14 protein-coding genes are annotated in these 18,316 nt (G+C 33.6%); 8 read left to right on the top strand and 6 right to left on the bottom strand.

What is annotated here, in order from left to right:
- Both BMZ76_RS00070 and BMZ76_RS00065 read left to right on the top strand, forming a co-directional pair.
- Nucleotides 1–312: a DUF3467 domain-containing protein gene (locus BMZ76_RS00070; RefSeq protein WP_073354716.1), complete on the top strand. Its 312-nt coding sequence runs from the start codon at nucleotides 1–3 to the stop codon at nucleotides 310–312.
- 450 nt (nucleotides 313–762) lie between these two features.
- On the top strand, nucleotides 763–1,122 hold the full coding sequence (locus BMZ76_RS00065) for a hypothetical protein (protein ID WP_091202323.1): 360 nt from the start codon (nucleotides 763–765) through the stop codon (nucleotides 1,120–1,122).
- A gap of 118 nt (nucleotides 1,123–1,240) precedes the next feature.
- Here the strand turns inward: BMZ76_RS00065 and BMZ76_RS00060 are convergent, their stop codons facing one another.
- Entirely contained in the window at nucleotides 1,241–2,830 is a 1,590-nt protein-coding gene (locus BMZ76_RS00060) for a peptide chain release factor 3 (protein WP_091202322.1), read from the bottom strand.
- Between the two features lie 391 nt (nucleotides 2,831–3,221).
- On the opposite strand from BMZ76_RS00060, the gene BMZ76_RS00055 reads away from it, so the two are divergent.
- The 5 genes from BMZ76_RS00055 to BMZ76_RS00035 all read left to right on the top strand — a co-directional run bounded on the left by BMZ76_RS00055 (nucleotide 3,222) and on the right by BMZ76_RS00035 (nucleotide 13,494).
- Complete coding sequence (locus tag BMZ76_RS00055; protein WP_091202321.1) at nucleotides 3,222–4,652, top strand: peptidylprolyl isomerase; 1,431 nt, start codon at nucleotides 3,222–3,224, stop codon at nucleotides 4,650–4,652.
- A 119-nt stretch (nucleotides 4,653–4,771) separates the two neighbouring features.
- The gene (locus tag BMZ76_RS00050; protein ID WP_091202320.1) at nucleotides 4,772–5,725 is read left to right on the top strand and encodes an AAA family ATPase; all 954 of its coding nucleotides are present in this window, start codon (nucleotides 4,772–4,774) and stop codon (nucleotides 5,723–5,725) included.
- 397 nt (nucleotides 5,726–6,122) lie between these two features.
- On the top strand, nucleotides 6,123–8,894 hold the full coding sequence (locus tag BMZ76_RS00045; protein ID WP_091202319.1) for a bifunctional aconitate hydratase 2/2-methylisocitrate dehydratase: 2,772 nt from the start codon (nucleotides 6,123–6,125) through the stop codon (nucleotides 8,892–8,894).
- A 122-nt stretch (nucleotides 8,895–9,016) separates the two neighbouring features.
- Nucleotides 9,017–11,284 (top strand): aconitate hydratase, encoded by a 2,268-nt coding sequence (locus BMZ76_RS00040; protein ID WP_091202318.1) that lies wholly within the window; start codon nucleotides 9,017–9,019, stop codon nucleotides 11,282–11,284.
- 713 nt (nucleotides 11,285–11,997) lie between these two features.
- Nucleotides 11,998–13,494 (top strand): peptidoglycan endopeptidase, encoded by a 1,497-nt coding sequence (locus BMZ76_RS00035; protein WP_091202317.1) that lies wholly within the window; start codon nucleotides 11,998–12,000, stop codon nucleotides 13,492–13,494.
- Nucleotides 13,495–13,558: 64 nt separating this feature from the next.
- Here the strand turns inward: BMZ76_RS00035 and BMZ76_RS00030 are convergent, their stop codons facing one another.
- The 4 genes from BMZ76_RS00030 to BMZ76_RS00015 all read right to left on the bottom strand — a co-directional run bounded on the left by BMZ76_RS00030 (nucleotide 13,559) and on the right by BMZ76_RS00015 (nucleotide 17,466).
- Nucleotides 13,559–14,068: a pyridoxamine 5'-phosphate oxidase family protein gene (locus tag BMZ76_RS00030; RefSeq protein WP_091202316.1), complete on the bottom strand. Its 510-nt coding sequence runs from the start codon at nucleotides 14,066–14,068 to the stop codon at nucleotides 13,559–13,561.
- 203 nt (nucleotides 14,069–14,271) lie between these two features.
- Complete coding sequence (locus tag BMZ76_RS00025; protein ID WP_091202315.1) at nucleotides 14,272–14,733, bottom strand: VOC family protein; 462 nt, start codon at nucleotides 14,731–14,733, stop codon at nucleotides 14,272–14,274.
- 82 nt (nucleotides 14,734–14,815) lie between these two features.
- Nucleotides 14,816–15,868 carry a glycosyltransferase family 9 protein gene (locus BMZ76_RS00020; RefSeq protein ID WP_091202314.1) on the bottom strand — a complete coding sequence of 351 codons (1,053 nt, stop codon included), beginning with the start codon at nucleotides 15,866–15,868 and terminating at the stop codon, nucleotides 14,816–14,818.
- Between the two features lie 278 nt (nucleotides 15,869–16,146).
- Nucleotides 16,147–17,466: a serine hydrolase gene (locus tag BMZ76_RS00015; protein WP_091202313.1), complete on the bottom strand. Its 1,320-nt coding sequence runs from the start codon at nucleotides 17,464–17,466 to the stop codon at nucleotides 16,147–16,149.
- A 261-nt stretch (nucleotides 17,467–17,727) separates the two neighbouring features.
- Here BMZ76_RS00015 and BMZ76_RS00010 point away from each other — a divergent pair, with 261 nt between their 5' ends.
- Nucleotides 17,728–17,955: a CDGSH iron-sulfur domain-containing protein gene (locus tag BMZ76_RS00010; protein WP_091202311.1), complete on the top strand. Its 228-nt coding sequence runs from the start codon at nucleotides 17,728–17,730 to the stop codon at nucleotides 17,953–17,955.
- 67 nt (nucleotides 17,956–18,022) lie between these two features.
- On the opposite strand, the gene BMZ76_RS00005 is transcribed toward BMZ76_RS00010, so the two are convergent.
- Nucleotides 18,023–18,316 (bottom strand): integrase core domain-containing protein (locus BMZ76_RS00005; RefSeq protein WP_143071029.1); only part of this gene is annotated, 294 nt, incomplete at its 5' end.

The following is an 18,316-nucleotide window of genomic DNA, read 5'->3' as shown; positions in this document are numbered from 1 at the left end:
ATGAGTAATTCTAATCAACAACAAGAGCAGATTAATATTGAGTTAGATGAAAAAATTGCAGAAGGAATTTATTCCAACTTAGCAATAATTAATCACTCATCATCAGAGTTTGTTTTAGATTTTGTCAGTATCATGCCAGGTATTCCTAAAGCTAAGGTGAAATCAAGAATCGTCTTGACGCCGCAACATGCTAAAAGATTGCTGAAAGCAATTGGAGAAAATATTCATCGTTTTGAAGTCGCTCATGGCGAAATAAAAGACACTGAACAAGCACCGATTCCGCTTAATTTTGGTCCTGCGGGACAAGCATAATATTTTTAAAAGGCTCCAGAAATGGAGCCTTTTTTATTAGTAAGCTATTCTTAAATGAGACGAATTGTTAATGATTTGCAATTTTTTAAAATGGGATACACCAGTTATTTGAAAAGATTTTTCAGGGTTATACAAATCAAATGTAAGTCTCTACATCCATTTTAATTTAGCATTTACCAATAGGTGTTCAATCAATTTCTGTACTATTTATTCATTTAATACTTAGTTATTGTTTGGGTCCTCCCAATATCTTACCACTTTAAACTGAGGTCTTTATTTAGTGCGCCAACATTAACTCACCATTAAATCTTCGGTGTAAACAACAAATTTGTGCTTTAAACGATTATTACGGCATTTCATCGGATATGTTTTTTACTGGAAAACAAAAGATATACTTTCGCTCTCGAAATAAAAGAGTGAATTTTATCCTCTGTAAAAAAGCAAATTACTATGAAATACTTTTCTTTAAAAGCAAACAATCAAGCGTTATTTAACCTTGTTATTTTGTTTGTTTTTATTTTATTATCAAATGTTTCTGTTTTTGCTCAATCTGCTAAAGATGTGGTTGATGTGAATTCCTTAGAAATTAATGCTAATAAAAAAACAGAAAATGCTTCAATAGGTTCTTCTTCTAACAATATGAATTTTGTATTGTGGTTTATGGGTTCAAAACAAGATCCCAATAGCACAATTTCGACAGAAGGGACAAATACTAAAAAACAAATTATTACTTCGGGCGTAGCACCTAATCGTTTGCTAATAAAATCATTTTTGAAAAAAGCAGTAAATTTGGATAGTATGATTGCGTAGTCCTAAATTAATTTTAAATCATAAAAAAAAACGCTAATTTTCTAAGAATTAGCGTTTTTTTTATGTGGATGTGTAAAAATCGATTTTTAATAAAACTTTTTTCTCTCCAAGCAGAAATTTACTCAAATTCCGAAGTAAAATATAATTTCACATTTGGATATTTATTTTGTGTCATTTGAATCGTAAAATCAGAATCAGCTAAAAATACTAATTGTCCGTATTTATCATGTGCCAAGAATTTTTGTTTGATTCTTCTAAACTCTTTAAACTCCTCGCTTTTTGGATCATTTGGTTTTACCCAACATGCTTTATGCACGGGGAAGTTTTCATAAGTACATTTTGCGCCATATTCATGTTCTAAACGATATTGGATAACCTCATATTGGAGCGCACCAACCGTTCCAATGATTTTTCTGTTGTTCATTTCCAGTGTAAATAACTGCGCCACACCTTCATCCATTAACTGATCAATTCCTTTATCCAATTGTTTCGCTTTCATCGGATCTGCGTTATTAATATATCGGAAATGTTCCGGCGAGAAACTTGGAATTCCTTTGAAACTCATGATTTCTCCTTCGGTTAACGTATCCCCGATTTTGAAATTTCCAGTGTCATGTAAACCAACAATATCACCAGGATAGGAGATGTCAACGATTTCTTTCTTTTCAGCAAAAAAAGCATTCGGACTGGAAAATTTTAAATTCTTTTTTTGCCGTACGTGATAATACGGTTTGTTTCTTTCGAAAGTTCCAGATACAATTTTTATGAAAGCGAGACGGTCTCTGTGTTTCGGGTCCATGTTAGCATGGATTTTAAAAACAAATCCAGTCATTTTTTCTTCTTTGGGATCTACCAATCGTGTTTCTGAATCTTTCGGTCTTGGTGATGGTGCAATTTGAACAAAACAATCCAATAATTCTCTAACTCCAAAATTATTTAAAGCAGAACCAAAAAATACAGGTTGTAGTTTTCCGTCCAAATAATCCTGACGATCAAATTTTGGATATACTTCGTCTATCAACTCTAGCTCTTCACGTAATCTGTCAGCAGGTTTTTGACCAATAATTTTCTCTAATTCTGGATTTTCAACATCAGAGAAAGCAATTGTTTCTTCAATATTTTTACGGCTGTCACCACTAAATAAGTTGATGTTTTGTTCCCATAAATTATAAATTCCTTGAAAATCATAACCCATTCCTATCGGGAAACTTAGCGGAGTGACCTTTAAACCCAGTTTTTGTTCGACTTCATCCATCAAGTCAAAAGCGTCTTTTCCTTCTCGGTCTAATTTATTGATGAATACAATAATTGGAATTTTTCGCATTCTACAAACAGCCACCAATTTCTCTGTTTGTTCCTCAACACCTTTGGCAACATCAATTACAACGATAACACTATCAACAGCAGTCAAAGTTCTAAAAGTATCTTCGGCAAAATCCTTGTGTCCCGGAGTATCGAGAATGTTTATTTTCGTGTCTTTATAATTAAACGCTAAAACCGAAGTAGAAACCGAAATTCCTCTTTGGCGCTCAATTTCCATAAAGTCACTAGTTGCGCCTTTTTTAATTTTATTATTCTTTACGGCACCTGCTTCTTGAATCGCACCACCAAAAAGGAGGAGTTTCTCAGTAAGTGTTGTTTTTCCGGCATCAGGATGTGAGATAATCCCGAAAGTTCTTCTGCGTTGTATTTCTTCTAAAAAGCCCATATTTGTATAAATAGTTTGCAAAAGTACTATTTATAAATGCCATTTGAAAAAATTGTATTCTCTTAATTGTTTATGTTAATACTAAAAGTACTGTTTTTTATCTTTTTAAAGTAAATAATAAGCGAGGTACGATAATTTTTAGAACGGATTTAAACTAGTAATTAAATGCGTATATAATTTTTTGTTAATAGTAGTTAGGAAACTTGTATTGTGTAATTGAATTGCTATTTTTGTTCGTTTTAAATTTAAAGAATGTTGAAGAATTGTATTATAAATTTCAATTCCATTCTTGATTCTTAAAGTGTATATTTGCCAAAATTATTCTGGCCTTTACAAAAAGGTTCAAATACAACGGAATAGGGATGTTTTACAATCAATATAAATTATAATAATGCCAATAAATAAAATACAAATGAAATTCATTAATAATAAAATTGCACTTACTTTTTTCCTTTTGCTTTTTACAAGTGTAGTAACAAGTGCGCAAGAAATTATTAAGGACTCAGTGGTTGCCCCGATTAAAAAAATCCAGTCAACTGGAAAACAAAAAATTGATGGTGTTATTGCTACTGTTGGCGATTACATTATTTTAGATTCAGATATTGACAAGTCATATCTAGAAATTTCAACCGGAGGCGGATCTATAAAAGACATTACAAGATGTCAAATGTTAGGGAAATTATTAGAAGATAAATTATATGCGCATCAAGCGATTCAAGATAGTATTGTAGTTACCGATGCCGAGATAAAAGGTATGTTGGAAGACCGTTTAAATTATTTGATAGAGAAAATCGGCTCTATGGAAAAAGTGGTGCAATTTTATAAAAAGGATTCTGAGGAAGAATTTAGAACTTATTTCTCTGATATTTTAAAGGAAGGGAAGTTGACATCCGAAATGCAAAAGAAAATTGTTGATGCTGTAGAAATTACTCCTGAAGAAGTTCGTAATTATTTCAAAACAATTCCAAAAGATGATCTTCCATTCTTTGGCGTAGAATTAGAAGTAGCGCAAATTGTTGTTACTCCTAAAGTTTCTGCAGAGGACAAGCAAAAAGTGATTGACAGATTGAACGGTTTCAAAAAAGAAATAGAAGAAGGTTCCAGTTTTTCAACGAAAGCAGTTTTGTATTCGCAAGACCCAGGATCTAGGTCAAATGGAGGATTCTACAAAATGAACCGTAAAACACCATTTGTAAAAGAATTCAAGGACGTTGCTTTTAGTTTAGCAGAAGGTGAAATTTCAGCTCCTTTTGAAACGGATTTTGGGTACCACATCATTTACATAGAAAAGATAAAAGGGCAAGAAGTAGAATTGCGTCATATATTATTGTCGCCAACAGTAACTGAAGCGGCTCTTAATGAAGCGAAAGAAAAAATAACTTTGATCAAAAAAAGAATCGAAGACAAGGAAATTACTTTTGCGGAAGCAGCCAGAACAATATCTGATGAAAAAGAAACAAGAGCGAATGGTGGCGCGTTAATTAATCCACAAACACAAGATACGCGTTTTGAATTGACCAAAATGGATCCTACTTTTTACAGTCAAGTTTCTAATTTGAAAGAAAATGAAATTTCAGTTCCAATATTAGACCAAGGAGAAGAAGGTAAGAAAAAATTCAAATTAATAACTGTTACCAACAGAATTGATGAGCATGCAGCAGATTATGCAAAAGATTACATCAAAATTAAAGAATTGGCTTTGAAATACAAACGAATTACTGCTATTGGAAAATGGTTTGATGAGAAGATCAAAGAAACATATATTAAAATTATTGGGGAATATAGAGATTGTACCTTTACCAACAATTGGCTTAAAAAATAGAATTCTTTTTTACCCTTGAGGGTTGATTAGCAACAAAAATTTTTTCGTTAAACAAAATAAAAAGAGTTAGTTTTATGATTTCATAACGCTAACTCTTTTTAATTTAAATACTTTTATAAATGTCAGACGTAGCAGCAATACATAACTTGGTTCAAAAAAGAAACGAGCTAAAAAACGAAATCGCAAAAATTATTGTAGGCCAGGATGCTGTGGTGGACCAAATTTTGCTGTGTATTTTTTCTGGTGGTCATGCCTTGTTGGTAGGTGTTCCCGGATTAGCTAAGACTTTGATGGTAAATACGCTGGCGCAAGCATTAGGGCTTGATTTCAAAAGAATTCAGTTCACGCCAGATTTAATGCCTTCTGATATCCTTGGAAGTGAAATATTGGATGAAAATCGTCAATTTAAATTTATAAAAGGACCTATTTTTTCGAATATTGTTCTGGCAGATGAAATAAATCGAACGCCGCCAAAAACGCAAGCTGCATTATTGGAAGCCATGCAGGAACGTTCCGTTACTATCGCGGGTGAGAATTATAAATTAGACTTGCCATATTTTGTTTTGGCGACACAAAATCCAATTGAACAGGAAGGAACTTATCCGTTGCCTGAAGCCCAATTAGACCGATTTATGTTTGCTATAAAACTCGAATATCCTTCTTTTTTAGAGGAAGTTCAAGTGGTTAAGCAGACTACTTCTGATATAAAAAACACTATAAATCCATTGTTTACTGCTCAAGAAATTATTGATTTTCAACATTTGATTCGCAGAATTCCTGTAGCGGATAATGTAATTGAATATGCAGTGACATTGGTTAGTAAAACCCGTCCTGATAATCCATTGTCGAATGAGTTTGTTAAGAATTATCTGGATTGGGGAGCAGGACCAAGAGCATCGCAAAATTTGATTTTGGCTGCAAAAGCCAATGCGGCTTTTAATGGAAAATTTTCTCCCGATATTGAAGATGTAAAAGCTGTGGCAACCGGGATTTTGCGTCATCGAATTATTAAGAACTACAAAGCCGATGCTGAAGGTATTAGTGAAGAAACTATTATTGAGAAGCTGATGTAATAATTTTTAATAGTGAGAAGAAAGCCAAACAGATTTCTAAAATCTGTTTGGCTTTCTTGTTTTCAATTAATATGTTGGTTTGACCAAAAAGAGTCTTTAAAAATACAACTACAACGTTGTAAATGATAATTTAGAAAGGTTCTTAGCTGAAAGTAGTGTAAAATCTCACTCCCTAAGGGACATTAAATTTCAACTTTTTCAAAGAAAAGATTTTAAATTATTGATAATTCATTATTTTAATTTAAAATTGAATTTTTGACAATAAAAAGTAGTGAAACTCTTTATTTTGTAATAATAATTTTTGAAAAAGCGACATCTATTATATTTTTTTTAATTCTCGGCTTTAATTCTTAAATTTGCGTACAAAAAATAAAAATACCAAGAAAAGACTTTTATTATGAATATTTATAAGGATTACATTCAAGAGATTGAAGAACGAAAAGGCCAAGGGCTTCACCCTAAACCAATTGATGGCGCTGAATTATTGAGCGAAATCATTGCGCAAATTAAAGATTTAAATAACGAGTACAGAGCAGATTCTCTTAACTTCTTTATTTATAATGTTGTGCCTGGAACTACTCCTGCTGCTAATGTAAAAGCTGATTTTTTAAAAGAAATCGTTTTAGGTCAATCTGTAGTTGCTGAAATTACGCCTGCTTTTGCTTTAGAGTTATTGTCGCATATGAAAGGTGGAACTTCTATAAAGGTATTACTTGATTTAGCTTTAGGTAATGATGTTGCTATTGCAAAAGATGCTGCGGAAGTTTTAAAAACACAAGTTTTTCTTTATGAAGCAGATACGGATCGTTTAGAAGCTGCTTTCAAAAGCGGTAATGAAATCGCTGCGGCTATTTTAGAGAGCTATGCTAAGGCTGAGTTCTTTACTAAATTACCAGAAATAACAGAAGAAATTAAGGTAATTACTTTTATTGCTGGTGAAGGAGATATTTCAACTGATTTACTTTCTCCAGGAAACCAAGCGCACTCAAGATCAGATCGTGAACTTCATGGTAAATGTTTAATTTCTCCTGAAGCACAAGCTGAAATCAAAGCATTAGAAGAGGCGAATCCTGACAAGAGTGTAATGTTGATTGCTGAAAAGGGTACAATGGGTGTGGGTTCTTCAAGAATGTCAGGTGTAAACAACGTGGCTCTTTGGAGTGGTAAACAAGCAAGTCCATATGTTCCATTTATTAATATTGCTCCAATCGTTGCTGGAACAAACGGTATTTCTCCAATTTTCCTTACGACTGTTGATGTTACGGGTGGTATTGGTCTTGACCTTAAAAACTGGGTAAAAAAATCAGATGAAAATGGTAACGTTCTTCGTAATGAAAGCGGTGATCCTATTCTTGAGGAAGTGTATTCTGTTGCTACTGGTACTGTTCTTACAATCAACACAAAAACAAAGAAACTTTATAGTGGAGATAAAGAATTGATTGATATTTCTAAGGCATTTACGCCTCAGAAAATTGAATTTATAAAAGCCGGTGGATCTTATGCTATTGTATTTGGAAAAAAACTTCAAACATTTGCATCAAAGACTCTAGGTATTGATATAGTGCCTGTATATGCTCCGTCAAAAGAGGTTTCTGTTGAAGGACAAGGTCTTACGGCGGTAGAAAAAATATTTAATAAAAACGCAGTTGGTTCAACTCCGGGTAAAGTTTTACACGCTGGTTCAGATGTTCGTGTTACCGTAAATATTGTTGGTTCGCAAGATACAACTGGTTTGATGACTTCTCAGGAATTAGAGTCTATGGCTGCTACTGTGATTTCTCCAATTGTTGACGGTGCTTACCAATCAGGTTGTCACACTGCTTCTGTTTGGGATAATAAATCTAAAGCAAATATTCCAAGATTAATGAAATTCATGAACGACTTCGGTTTGATCACAGCTCGTGACCCAAAAGGCGTTTATCATGCAATGACTGATGTAATTCACAAAGTACTTAACGATATTACTGTGAACGAATGGGCTATCATCATCGGTGGTGACTCTCATACAAGAATGTCTAAAGGTGTTGCTTTTGGTGCTGACTCAGGAACAGTTGCTCTTGCACTTGCTACTGGTGAAGCTTCAATGCCGATTCCAGAATCTGTGAAGGTAACATTCAAAGGAGATATGAAAGGGTATATGGATTTCCGGGATGTGGTTCATGCTACACAGTCTCAGATGCTTAAGACCTTTGGTGGAGAGAATGTATTTCAAGGAAGAATTATTGAGGTTCACTTAGGAACTCTTAATGCGGATCAAGCCTTTACGTTTACGGACTGGACTGCAGAAATGAAAGCAAAAGCTTCTATCTGTATTTCTGAAGATTATACTTTGATTGAATCTTTAGAGATGGCGAAAGGCAGAATTCAGATAATGATTGACAAGGGCATGGATAATAAAAATCAAGTTCTTAAAGGATTGATTGCTATTGCTGATAAAAGAATTGCTGAGATTATATCAGGTGAAAAACCAGCGCTAAGACCGGATGCAAATGCGAAGTATTATGCTGAAGTTGTTGTTGATTTGGATCAGATAACTGAACCAATGATTGCTGATCCAGATGTTAATAATGCTGATGTTTCTAAAAGATATACGCACGATACTATTAGACCTCTATCTTTCTATGGAGGAGTTAAAAAAGTAGATCTTGGATTTATCGGTTCTTGCATGGTTCACAAGGGAGATATGAAAATCCTTGCTCAAATGCTTAAGAATATTGAAGAGCAAAAAGGTAAAGTAGAGTTTCTAGCACCGCTTATAGTAGCGCCACCTACCTATAACATAGTAGATGAGCTTAAGGCCGAAGGTGATTGGGATGTTTTAAGAAAATACTCTGGTTTCGAATTCGACGATAATGTTCCTAAAGCTGCGGCCCGTACTTCATATGAAAATATGCTATATCTAGAGCGTCCAGGTTGTAATCTTTGTATGGGTAACCAAGAAAAAGCTGCCAAAGGAGATACTGTAATGGCAACATCTACACGTCTTTTCCAAGGTAGAGTTGTAGAAGATACGGAAGGTAAAAAAGGAGAATCTTTGCTTTCGTCTACACCGGTTGTGGTTTTATCTACAATCCTTGGTAGAACTCCAACAATAGAAGAATATAAAACGGCAGTGGAAGGTATCAACCTAACTAAGTTTGCACCATCTCATAAGTTATTAGTTAAATAATGTACATAAGTAGTTAATTATAATTTTAAAAGCCTGAGTCTATGACTCAGGCTTTTTTTATACTCTATTTTTTTGTATCTTGTATGTCTAAAATAGAATAGTAACAATTATATATAAATCTTATGGCTTTTGATATTGAAATGATTAAAAAAGTGTACGACAACATGACAAATCGTGTTGATAAAGCACGCGAAATTGTTGGGCATCCACTTACTTTAACAGAGAAAATTTTGTACAATCACCTTTGGGATGGAATGCCGTCTCAAGCTTTTACAAGGGGTGCAGATTATGTTGATTTTGCACCAGACAGAGTTGCTTGTCAAGATGCAACGGCTCAAATGGCATTGTTGCAATTCATGCATGCCGGAAAATCTAAAGTGGCTGTTCCTACAACAGTTCATTGTGATCACTTGATCCAAGCTAAAGTTGATGCTGTAACCGATTTGGCCAGAGCAAAAACGCAAAGTAATGAAGTATTTGAATTTCTTTCATCAGTATCAAATAAGTACGGAATTGGTTTCTGGAAACCAGGAGCAGGTATTATTCACCAAGTGGTTCTTGAGAATTATGCTTTTCCAGGTGGAATGATGATTGGTACTGATTCTCACACTGTAAATGCAGGTGGTTTAGGTATGGTAGCTATTGGCGTTGGTGGTGCTGATGCTGTTGATGTTATGTCGGGAATGGCTTGGGAATTAAAATTTCCTAAATTAATTGGAGTGAAATTGACTGGAAAACTTTCAGGTTGGACAGCTCCAAAAGACGTTATCCTTAAAGTTGCAGGAATTCTTACTGTAAAAGGGGGAACAGGTGCTATCGTAGAATATTTTGGTGAAGGAGCGACTTCTATGTCTTGTACTGGAAAAGGAACTATCTGTAATATGGGTGCCGAAATTGGTGCTACCACTTCTACTTTTGGTTATGACGATTCTATGAGCCGTTATTTACGTTCAACTGACAGAGCTGATGTTGCTGATGCAGCTGATAAAATTGCTCCTTACTTAACAGGTGATGCTGAAGTATATGCTAATCCAGAATTGTATTTTGATCAAGTTATCGAAATCAACTTAGACGAATTAGAGCCACATTTAAACGGTCCTTATACGCCAGATTTAGCGACTCCAATTTCTAAAATGAAAGAGGAAGCAATCAAAAACAATTGGCCTTTGAAAATCGAAGTAGGTTTGATTGGTTCTTGTACGAACTCTTCGTACGAGGATATCGCTCGTGCAGCTTCTTTGGCTAAACAAGTTACCGATAAAAATTTAAAAATAAAATCTCAATTTACCATTACTCCAGGTTCTGAAGTAGTGCGTTATACCATAGAACGTGACGGATTTATCGATATTTTCAATAAAATGGGAGCAACTGTTTTTGCCAATGCTTGCGGACCATGTATAGGAATGTGGGACAGAGAAGGAGCTGAAAAAGAAGAACGCAACACGATCGTTCACTCTTTCAATCGTAACTTCTCAAAACGTGCTGATGGGAATCCAAACACTTTGGCTTTTGTCGGTTCACCTGAGTTGGTAACCGCTTTAGCAATTGCTGGAGATTTAGGTTTCAATCCGTTGACTGATACTTTAATCAATGAAAATGGTGAAGAAGTAAAACTGGACGCTCCAACAGGAAATGAATTGCCGCCAAAAGGTTTTGATGCTGAAGACCCAGGTTTTCAGGCTCCAGCTGAAGACGGTTCAGGTGTTCAGGTTTCTGTAAGTGAAACTTCAGAAAGATTACAATTATTAGCTCCGTTCTTGCCGTGGGATAGGAAAAACATCACAGGTGCTAAATTGCTTATCAAAGCTTTCGGAAAATGTACAACAGATCACATTTCTATGGCTGGACCATGGTTGCGTTTCCGTGGACATTTAGATAATATTTCTAATAATATGTTGATTGGTGCTATCAATGCGTTCAACCAAAAACCCAATACAGTAAAAAATCAGTTGACTGGCACTTACGATGCAGTTCCGGCTGTAGCACGTGCATACAAAGCAGCTGGCGTTCCTTCAATTGTTGTTGGAGATCACAACTACGGGGAAGGATCTTCCCGTGAGCATGCAGCAATGGAACCTCGTTTCTTAGGTGTGAAAGCAGTATTGGTAAAATCATTTGCTCGTATCCATGAAACAAACCTTAAAAAACAAGGTCTTTTAGGATTGACATTTGCTACCGAAGCGGATTACGATAAAATCCAGGAAGATGATACGATCAACTTCACTGATTTAGTTGATTTTGCTCCAGGAAAACCATTAACATTAGAATTCATTCACGCTAATGGAACTAAAGATATCATCTTGGCAAACCATACGTATAACGAAGGACAAATTGGTTGGTTCGTTGCTGGTTCAGCATTAAACTTGATTGCTGCTGCTGGAAAAGCATAAGCATTTAAATAATTTATTTTTAAAACTCTCAAGGAAACTTGGGAGTTTTTTGTTTCAATTGCAATTTATTTTAGGAGCTATTTCCTGCTCACCGTTTCAAGCTTTTTCGCTCAATTGCTTTTTTCCAAGATAAAAAAAGAGCTTCTTTCAGTCGCTATTTTTTCTCAGGAAAAATAAGCAATTCTGCTTCATAAGGCTTTCCACTTTCATCAGGGCTAAGCCGGAACAAAAAATTCACCTATAAATCACAATTCGACAAAAAAAATGATTTTTCAATAGAGAATAGTTTTCAATTGAAAATGATTAGAATTAATCAAAAAAAGAAGCGAATAAATGAAAATAACGTTAAAATTAAAAAAAAAGAAGCGTTTTTTGATATTATAGTTTAAATTAGCAATCAAGAAAAATAAAATTATTATTGAAATTTTATTGAATTGGTATATTAATCGATTCTGTTCCTATAATTTATTTTCTGCGCAAACATAATTACAATTGTCTTGCGTTATGTTGTAAATTGCTTTTGCAATTTGAACAAAAAAATCAACAAAATAATAAAACGCACATTTTACTCCCCTCTTTTTACAAAAGAGATTAAGATTTTTTATGTTTTTTAAATAAAACAATAAAAGTGCAAGCCTGAGCGAGATTTAATAATTATATCCCGAAATCGCTAGGAAGAATACAATGGGGTAAGTAATTTGAAATAAATGAATATGAGTTTAAGAGTAATAGTAACATTAATTTTTTTAAATAGTATCGTTCTTTTTTCACAGGAAAAAATCACAAAACATACTATAACAAAAGGGGAAACAATATCGAGTATCGCTGAGAAATATGAAGTTAAACAAAGCGCTATTTTTAAATTAAATCCCAATGCCAAGAATCTTTTAAAACTCAATTCAGTTTTATTAATTCCCATCGCTTCCACAAAAAAGACTACCGATAAAACCAAGATTGCAATAAAACATTCCGCTAAAGAACACGAAGTTCAACCCAAAGAAACACTTTACGGAATCGCAAAACAATATGGAATCTCCGTTAAAGAATTAAACCAAGTCAATCCGACACTAGCTTCTTCAGAATTAAAAATTGGTCAAAAAATAAATATTCCCGACAACGCTATTGTAACGGAAACAACGACTTCAGCACTTGCAAAGCAGACCGAAACCAAAAAAGAATTAGCTACTGCTTCTTTGTCAATCGAAACTCCAACTTCAAGTCCAGAAACATTTACTTGGGAAGTGTTGCCAAAAGAAACCAAGTATTCCATCACAAAAAAATACGGAATCACGATTAAGGAATTTGATAAAGCGAATCCGGGAATAGGCGTAAAACCGCTTAGAGTTGGTCAGAAAATCAATATTCCGGGAACTCCTTTAGAAAGCACTAAAACAGTTTTAGCAGCACAAGAATTTAAAGAATTGCCTGAAATTTCTTCAAAAAATGTTACTACACTTCCAGCAATTACGCCAAAATTAGAAGAAGCTTTAGTTTCAAAAGCTTCCGATTTGCAACGAACAGTTACTAATTTAGTTTCTCAAAACGAAACATCTGAAATTAATTTGTCACAGACAATTATCCGTGAGGTGTTGCCTAAAGAAACTAAATATGCTATCGCAAAACAATACGGAATTACAGTTCAGGAATTAGAAAAACAAAATCCTGAAGTTAGAAAAAGTCTGCCGGTAGGTTACACATTAAATATTCGAGTAAATAATATAACTACTAATGACGATGCAATTGTGAGCACGGATTTAAAAAATAATACCAGCTTAGAAATTTCCAAAATCGATTTTAATAATTCAGTTACTCCTACGTTCAGTCATGAGTTTTTAGACCAGTTGATAGAACGTGCTTCGGAAAATATAGGTTCACGGTACCGCACAGGTGGAACAACAAAATCTGGATTTGACTGTTCTGGTTTAATGTGTACGACTTTTGGCGCATTTGATATTAAACTACCACGAACATCTCGTGAACAATCCAGTATTGGTACTATAATTAATACACAAGAAGCTAAAAAAGGTGATTTGATTTTCTTTAAAACAAATGGCAGAAGTCAGATTAATCATGTAGGAATGGTCGTTGAAGTTTGTGAAGATGAAATTAAATTCATTCATTCCTCGGTGAGTAATGGCGTTATTATTTCTTCCACAAAAGAAAAATATTATCAAAAATATTTCTCTCAAATCAACAGAGTACTACAATAATTTTCTCTAATATTTAGCAATGTAGTTACAAAAACGCGCCATTATTTCGCGCGTTTTAAATTATTTAAATTTTTATTTCTCCTTCATTACCACTTATATAATTGTTGCCTGTTGCAACAGAGGCAGCCATTTTTAGAAAATTAACCATTTGGTTTCCGTCCGTGTCCCAATAGTAAGCACTTGTCGGTTTTACTTTAATTAGAGAAATGTTCGGGTCATTTTTACCATCTTTAAACCATATATTTACTACTGGAGACCAAAGTTCTTCTATTTTTTCACGGTCAGTTATAATTGTTGCTGCACCGTTCACAACCATATAACTTCCTTTACCAGGATGTGCAAAAAACAATTGAACATTGGAATCTTGCTCTACTTCTTTGTTTTTATCGCTGTCTTTTTCGCTGAAAAACCAAATATTTCCTTTGTCACATACTTTTACAGCTCCCATTGGTCTGGTGGTTGCTCCATCATTAGTTTTGAGATTGGTACAAAAAAGACAGGTGTTGATTTCTTTAACCAGACTTCTAAGTTTATCTATTCCTTCAACTGTGTGTTCATTTGCTTTATCACTCATGGTCCTAATTTTTATTTTTATGAAAATACATTGTAAATTTGTTTTACAAAGTTAGGATGCAAAACAGCAAAATCTATTACATAATTCAATACAAAAGTTTCATTTTTCGCAGATTTATTGTTGCGTAAAAGTTGTAAGTGCGAATTTGAATGCTTAAAAAATGGGAGTATAAAATGGCGTTTATAGTTTTGAAAGAATATTTATTATTTCTCATCGCTATTAATCTCAATCCAGTATCCATCAGGATCCTGAAGGTAGATTTGTTTGATGCCATCCGCGCGAACAGTGATTTTATCAAGTGTTCCCGGCCAGTCTGAATACGTAATATTTTGGGATTTCAGTGCCTTAATCAATGCGTCAAAATGAGTGACTTTAAAAGCTAAATGAATAGCTTTGTTTATAGTAACAGGTTCTTTAATAGTAGAAACAAGATGCAATTCTTTTCCTTCTCCTAAAGAAACCCATCGAATGCCTTCCTTTTTGGTAAGGTTGGTAATTTCTGAAAGTTTCAAAACATTTTTATAAAACTCAACTGATTTTTCCAGATTTTTTACTGAAAGCGCCATGTGATCTAATTTTAAAGTAAAGTTATCTTGACTCTGTCCCCAAAGGTTTCCTGTACAAATGCAGGCGAATAATATTGGGATTAAAAATTTTGTTTTCATGTTGTTAAATTATAATTAAGCAGTTTTATTTTTTACTTTTTTACCTTAAATTATTTCGCTTTAATTTTATTTTGAGCAATAATTAGACTTTAGCAAGTACGGTGTTTATTATTTTAACCCAGTCCTCTTTATCGCCAGTATTCGTATCTATGGCTGTGCTATTATTGTTGTACGGCCTATACATGTTTATATTTTGACGTGAAAAAAGCCCAATTGTCGGTGTTTTCGCAGCACTGGCTAAATGCATTATTCCGCTGTCCGCACCAATAAAAAGTATAGTATTCGCAATTACTGAGGCAATTTCTCGAACATCTTTACTGTAAAAAGTAGTTGCCTTAAAGCCTATCTGTGAAATGTTTTCAACGGGTAAGATTTCAATAATATTATAATCTTGGTATTCTGTTTTCAATCGGTCGTAAAATTCTTCCCACCAAGTAGTTGAATAGCATTTATCAGAAGTTGCATAAGTAAATATACTAATGGTTTCTTTCTCATTTTTAATAAGGTCTTTTACTATTTTTTGACCTTGATTTATTTCCGAAACAGTCAATTTTAGGTCTAAGGAAGGTACAGGATTTTCATTTTCAGGAAAACCTAATTTGGTTAAAAAGCTTCTGAATTCATATACGGGATATTTTGCAATGTGCTCATAATCGTTATATTTCAATGGCATGTTTTGATCCATTTCTCCAAAAAATTTGTATTTGGCGTCCGCAAATTGTGCCGATAATCGTCCCGAAGAGGAGTTTTTATCTACATTGATAACAATGTCATATTTTTGCTTTTTAATTTTTAGCCAAACCTTAAAATAATCAATTAAGTCTTTGAAAGGTTTTTTGGGAAGTTCAATAATGTAATTGATGTTCGTGAAATTTTTAAATATAATTGGCGCTAAACCACCTTTTACAAACAGGTCAATTTTACAGTCTGGAAAAGTTGTGATTACATCTTGTACCAGCGGCGTAATGAGTAATAAATTGCCCAGTCTGTGATTGGGTCTGGAAATTAAAACCCTTTTTATCTCGATTTTTTGAGTTAAATCTATTTTGTAATTTTTTTGTGAACTGCCAATGTTTTTGGTTAATCCATGTGTTACAATTCTTCGAAATATATTTACTTTTTTTAAGATACTCATGCTTTTAAAATAGGATTTACAAGTGAATTTTTTTGTTTAAAAATGAATCTGATGTTGATAATTGGTGTTTTTAGCTTTAAGGTATATTCATAATCTAAGGCGTACTTCGTCTCGACAAATGTACAAAATACATCGAAATATCGTGGTTTGCGTCCTTTGATATAATCCAATCTTGTGTGCAGCTGAAAAATATTTCGTTTGCATTACTAGAACATGCAAAATTTAGTAAAAGGTATGCGATAGGATTCTTTTGCATATAGGCGCTTACGAAATTCTTTTTATTTTTTCGTCAAAGCAAATTTTCCACCGCCTTGTTTTAAAATCATCTGTTTTTCGTTTGGTTTAAATTCTAATTTTATTCCTGCCATTATAAATTCGAAACTATCTTTTTCAGTAGGTTCCAGTGGAAAGGCAGATTGACCTGTTGCTTGCGCAAAAAGTTTAGTATTTTCTTTTGTGATTGTAATTTTCATTGGAAACCCTGCATCTGAATATTCCCCTAAATAAGGATCTAAATCCTCACTTTTCAGCGCAATAGTTTTAAAAGTCGGAATTGTAAATGGTTTGTTGTAATATGCACTTAAAGCGGCAATGATAATGTCATTATTGTCATAAGTTTTGCCGTTAGAGGTTAAAGCAACAGCTAATTTGTCTTCTGGAAAATAAGATAATGTCGATCTGAATTCATCAATTCCTCCGGTATGACCAAAGCTTTTCTTGTCATAAAACGGATACTGGAAAATCCCCATTCCGTAATTTTCCTGTAAGGTCGTCATTTGCTTCAAACTATTTTTGGTGATTAGTGCATTGGCGAAAAGCTTTTGAATAAACAGCGTCAAATCTTGTGGATTAGAAACCACTGCGCCAGCTCCCATTGGGATTGACATATCCGTTTCCGTTTCTTTTATCCATTTTTCAGAAAAAGAATAGGAATTGCTTTCGTTGTTCTGAATATTGATTTTACCTCCTAAATAGGTGTTTTTTAAGCCTAAGGGTTTTACAATTTTATCGTTCAAAATGGTTTTGAATGACTTTTTATAGATTTTCTCAAGAATGTAACTCAATAAAACATAATTGGAATTGCTGTAATCGGCTTTGCTGTTGGGCTCAAAAATACTTTTCCCTTTGGCAATTATTTCCACCATTTCTTTTTCAGATTTTGGTTGAGTGTTGTAGTTCATGTATTCCGGAGCATTGGTAAAATTGTAAATGCCACTTCGGTGGTTTAATAGATTACTAATGGTTATTTTATTTGCATTTTCTATGTTTGGGAAAAAAGTTTCGATAGTTTGTTTCAACGATAGTTTTTTCTCTTCAATCGCCTTAAATATTAATGCCGAAGTAAACATTTTTGAAATCGAACCGACACGGTATTTTGAAAAATTACTTGCTTTTTTATTGCTTTCTATATCATCCATTCCGATGGATTTCGAATAAACTAGTATTCCGTTTTTTGATACGGCAATGCTGCCCATAAATTTATCTTTGGTCTCCAAAATCTGAAATAAACTGTCCAGTTTGGCGATGTTCATTTTTTGAGCATGGCTTGTACTAATTAGAAATCCTAAAAATAGGGTGATTACGATTTTATTTTTCATGAGAGTTTGATTAATGAATTGATTTAAAGCTCTAAAAATAGTCAATTATTTGTTTAGTAGATTTATTATTTATGCTGATTGTTGGTAAAGAAATGAGGGTATTTCTGATCAGCCGTGCCAAGTAAAATTTCCTCCATATCAGGTTATGCAAAATAGAATTAATGTAAATTACGATTTGAAATCATAAAAAAAGCACAGCAATGCGAAAAGGTCCTGAAATATTTTGCAATCTTTGAACTCTAAAAATAAATAAATAGCATTATGAGCAAGACTAAATTAACAATCAATCGCAATGGTTCTATAAAAATAGAAGGCGATTTCGAAATAACAGACTGCGAAGGAAAAACATACGGATTAGAAGGAAGAACGACTTTGGGTCTCTGTCGTTGTGGTTTGTCAGCAAACAAACCTTTTTGTGATGGTTCCCACCGTAACGGTTTTGAGCATGAATCAGCTGCATTTGACTTGCCACCAGTGAAAACGAAATAATACCGTTTTCTGATTCGAATTGTCTAGTCCTGAAAAAAGTTGACACGAATTAGATTTTAAAATTACACTAATTATTAACCTCGGAAGTAAAAACTTTCGAGGTTTTTTTCTTCCATTTTTTTGATTTGATTACTTGTTGTAAATGCGTCTGATTTGGCGTTAACATTTGACAACTTAAGTGAGGCCTATTTTGGTTATAAATATCAATAGATTCCCTTATTGCTTTTAATGCCTGTACATGATTTATAAATCCATCTATTAGTAAAAATTCATATTTTAAAATACCATTTATTCTCTCTGCTATTGCATTTTCGTAAGGATCACCATTTTCAGTCATACTAATTTTGATGTTGTTTTCAGT

Origin of the sequence: Flavobacterium xueshanense (assembly GCF_900112975.1) — a bacterium.
GTDB classification, from domain to species: domain Bacteria; phylum Bacteroidota; class Bacteroidia; order Flavobacteriales; family Flavobacteriaceae; genus Flavobacterium; species Flavobacterium xueshanense.
The sequence above is the reverse complement of the archived record's forward strand: the minus strand, read 5'-3'. Positions and strand labels throughout refer to the sequence as shown.

Coding starts and splice junctions, on each gene's coding strand:
- BMZ76_RS00070 (WP_073354716.1), top strand. CDS start 1: ATGAGTAATTCTAATCAACAACAAGAGCAGATTAATATTGAGTTAGAT.
- BMZ76_RS00065 (WP_091202323.1), top strand. CDS start 763: ATGAAATACTTTTCTTTAAAAGCAAACAATCAAGCGTTATTTAACCTT.
- BMZ76_RS00060 (WP_091202322.1), bottom strand. CDS start 2,830: ATGGGCTTTTTAGAAGAAATACAACGCAGAAGAACTTTCGGGATTATC.
- BMZ76_RS00055 (WP_091202321.1), top strand. CDS start 3,222: ATGCCAATAAATAAAATACAAATGAAATTCATTAATAATAAAATTGCA.
- BMZ76_RS00050 (WP_091202320.1), top strand. CDS start 4,772: ATGTCAGACGTAGCAGCAATACATAACTTGGTTCAAAAAAGAAACGAG.
- BMZ76_RS00045 (WP_091202319.1), top strand. CDS start 6,123: ATGAATATTTATAAGGATTACATTCAAGAGATTGAAGAACGAAAAGGC.
- BMZ76_RS00040 (WP_091202318.1), top strand. CDS start 9,017: ATGGCTTTTGATATTGAAATGATTAAAAAAGTGTACGACAACATGACA.
- BMZ76_RS00035 (WP_091202317.1), top strand. CDS start 11,998: ATGAGTTTAAGAGTAATAGTAACATTAATTTTTTTAAATAGTATCGTT.
- BMZ76_RS00030 (WP_091202316.1), bottom strand. CDS start 14,068: ATGAGTGATAAAGCAAATGAACACACAGTTGAAGGAATAGATAAACTT.
- BMZ76_RS00025 (WP_091202315.1), bottom strand. CDS start 14,733: ATGAAAACAAAATTTTTAATCCCAATATTATTCGCCTGCATTTGTACA.
- BMZ76_RS00020 (WP_091202314.1), bottom strand. CDS start 15,868: ATGAGTATCTTAAAAAAAGTAAATATATTTCGAAGAATTGTAACACAT.
- BMZ76_RS00015 (WP_091202313.1), bottom strand. CDS start 17,466: ATGAAAAATAAAATCGTAATCACCCTATTTTTAGGATTTCTAATTAGT.
- BMZ76_RS00010 (WP_091202311.1), top strand. CDS start 17,728: ATGAGCAAGACTAAATTAACAATCAATCGCAATGGTTCTATAAAAATA.